Source organism: Bacteroidota bacterium (genome assembly GCA_034723125.1).
Taxonomy (GTDB): domain Bacteria; phylum Bacteroidota; class Bacteroidia; order CAILMK01; family JAAYUY01; genus JAYEOP01.
The window spans coordinates 1-3,100 of sequence record JAYEOP010000244.1 but is presented as its reverse complement, the minus strand read 5'-3'; the positions used below and the strand labels follow the sequence as shown (position 1 = coordinate 3,100).

2 protein-coding genes are annotated in these 3,100 nt (G+C 25.1%); one reads left to right on the top strand and one right to left on the bottom strand.

All coding sequences use genetic code 11. The annotated features are described in order from the left end of the window. Positions 1-1,387: hypothetical protein (locus U9R42_06770; protein MEA3495721.1), on the bottom strand; the 1,387-nt coding region annotated here is incomplete at its 3' end. A gap of 352 nt (positions 1,388-1,739) precedes the next feature. Here U9R42_06770 and U9R42_06765 point away from each other — a divergent pair. Next, positions 1,740-3,100: T9SS type A sorting domain-containing protein (locus U9R42_06765; protein ID MEA3495720.1), on the top strand; the 1,361-nt coding region annotated here is incomplete at its 3' end.

The window sequence follows — 3,100 nt, the reverse complement described above, 5'->3', positions numbered from 1 at the left end:
TAAGAGTAACTATATATTCTCCCGAGTTAGGAAAATCAATGCGTACTTTTTTACCAGAAACAGAATCATTTAAATAGCACCATCTGAACTTTTTATATTTTGAAGTATCACAAATTACATCAAAGTTAGGTTGCCTTTCACATGTGTTTTTATAAATTATTTTGGTAGCTAAATTTTCGAAAAGGGTGTAAGGAAAAAAATCACTAATTACTACATCTAATAGCTTAATATCACATTTCATCCCTTTTTTATTTGGTAAATTTATTACATAAGTTTTTAAGTTAGTATTTTTCGCTTTATTTACAAAATATATCTTTGCATTATTAGCCAAGATAAGATCGTTAGCGTAATTATTTTCTTTATTAATAATTACTTTATAATTTTTTAAATCCGTTGTGCTATATTGAGTTAAAGCTGTTTTTTCTGAACCGAGATAAAAGAAACTATCATTTGGAGAAAAGGCTATACCTTTAACCAATCCTACAGAATTCTTATTGTTCCCAGTATGAATAAAGTCCTGATAAGCAATTGTATCTCTAAATGTTACTTTGCCATTGTGAGGATTAAAATCAAAAAAGTAACTTGATAATATATGATCCCTAATTAAAATCTTGCTTCCACCAATAATAACTACAGTGTTTATCATATAGCTTGAAGTATTTGAAAGTCTTAATGAATGACGATATTCATAAGATTTATCATGCTTTTTTGCATTCAAACTATTATACAACCCACTCAATTCACTTTTTACAGGAAAAAGAACATTATCATTGTCAATTTTATAACTATAGAAATTAAGATCAATATCTTGAGCAACAAGCCAATATCCTTGCTTATTATATGTATATCCGGCAGCTAAAGCAGTAATAAAAGTATCATGCTTCATTTTACTAATTAATTTAACATCATAGTTAAAATGTGCATGTGTTGTAACAATATAATGATACATCCATTTAGTATAGGGAGGGGTTAATGGTGGATTCATGTCTAAGTAGTTATAATCAATTGCGAAAAGATGAAATTTGTTTGTTTTTAACAATGAAGGTAATATAATAAAACAATTAGAACTATTACTAATATTTGTCATATTAGATTCATAAATAGTTCGTTTAACACCCAAAATACCATTTAAGTTTATATCTTTGTTGAAAAGATTTGCTTTGAGAGTTTTTTTTCCACTAAGATCACATAAAATGTTAGTACTAAAATTAGAAAAGTCAAGAGTAAGTACAGGAGGAGAATTATTGAAATCAATCCTCCCCCGGCTTACTGGGACTACATTATATGACTGAGAAATAGCTTGATACGATGTAAATATTATTAGTAAAATAATTACTATTATTTGCTTACTGCGGTTTAAATTATATTGAATTTTAAAATACTTCACAAGCTATTTAATTATTTTAACAAAGGTAGTACATTTTTTAATAAACTATCAATTTTTTAATAATATATATTTTAGTTAAACAAAATGTAGTAATCAGTTTACTACTTTAAATAAAAAATCAAAGGTAGATAAATCAAACAAATAATACAATTATAAATGCAAATAATAATAATAATAATAATAATAATAATAATAATAATAAAATACTTACATACAGCATTATGAGAAATATATATAAAGATTAATAATACTGCAAATTATTTTAATCAATTAAATTATAAATAAATTTTTGCCAATTGTTATATTTTTTTTTAAATTTGCTACTTTGGTTAACTAAATAAAAATAATAGACATGAAGAAATATATAATTATTGCATTCTTTATTCTTCTTAATATCTCTGTTTATTCACAATCAACTAATATTAAATTGGACAGTTTTATTTCGTATGATTATAGTTATTTTACTGATACTATAAGACCGGAAGCAAAAACCACTTATTTGTATAACTGGAAACAGCTACTCACAAAAGAAACTTTATTTGATTGGGATAATGGTTATTTTGAAATGAAAAGAAAGTTTCAATATTATTATAATAATATTGGAAATATGGATTCATCTATATGGTATTTCTGGTACTTTAACAAATGGAACCAACGTAAAAAATGGTCTTTCACACAGAATAAAAAATCACAGTTAGAAAAAGAGAAGTGTTTTGAATGGAATGACACTCTTTATTTTTGGGATAGTAGTGAAGTTTATTTATATTCTTATGATAATTACAATCATTTAATTCTAAAAAAGTGCTATGGATATGATTTTTATCACGAAAATTGGAATAGCTATATGGAGTATCATTGGTTTTATAATTCATCTTCATGTTTAACGGAATATGCTGAAAAATGGTGGTGCAATAAAACATCCTCACTTGAATGGCACAGCAGAGAAGAATACAAATATCATGATGAAAAAAAAATACGAAAGAACCAATATGATTGGGATGATAATAAAAAGCAGATATTTCTTGACAAAATTTACCTTTATAATTATAATCTTTTTGATAGCCTTAAAGAAATAACCACTTATCAATTATCAGATACAGATACTTCTTTATACAGAAGGTTTGAGTACAATTATGGTAATCATCATTATATTCGTAAACAATATGAATATGATTGGAATTCTTATGATAATAACTGGGTGTTGGATTCTGAATTTTCTTATGAATTTGATTATAAAACGGGGTTACTTTTTAAAAAAGAAGGATTTAATGGTTCAGGTCTTGGTATATATAAAAAAGTTTATAAATACACCAATGAAAATAAAATACAAACCGCTTTAGAACATGATTGGGACAGGGACAATAAAATATGGGTAAAATACAATAAAACAGAATATACCTATAATCAGGATGGTAAATTAATATTAGAAGAAAGATTTGAATGGAATTCTTATTATAAATATTGGTCAATAAGATACAGATGTGAATATTACTATTCTGCATTTTCAAGTATTACAAAAAACACTAAACAACCCAATATATTACTTTATCCAAATCCTGCAGATGAGAGAATAATAATTGATTACGATAAGCTTCAAGAAATAGATAGAATTATAATTACTAATGTTAAAGGACAAATAGTAAAAATTGTAACAAAATTAAATTCCAATTTTATTGATATAGCTGAACTCAAAAGTGGAATGTACTTTTGTAC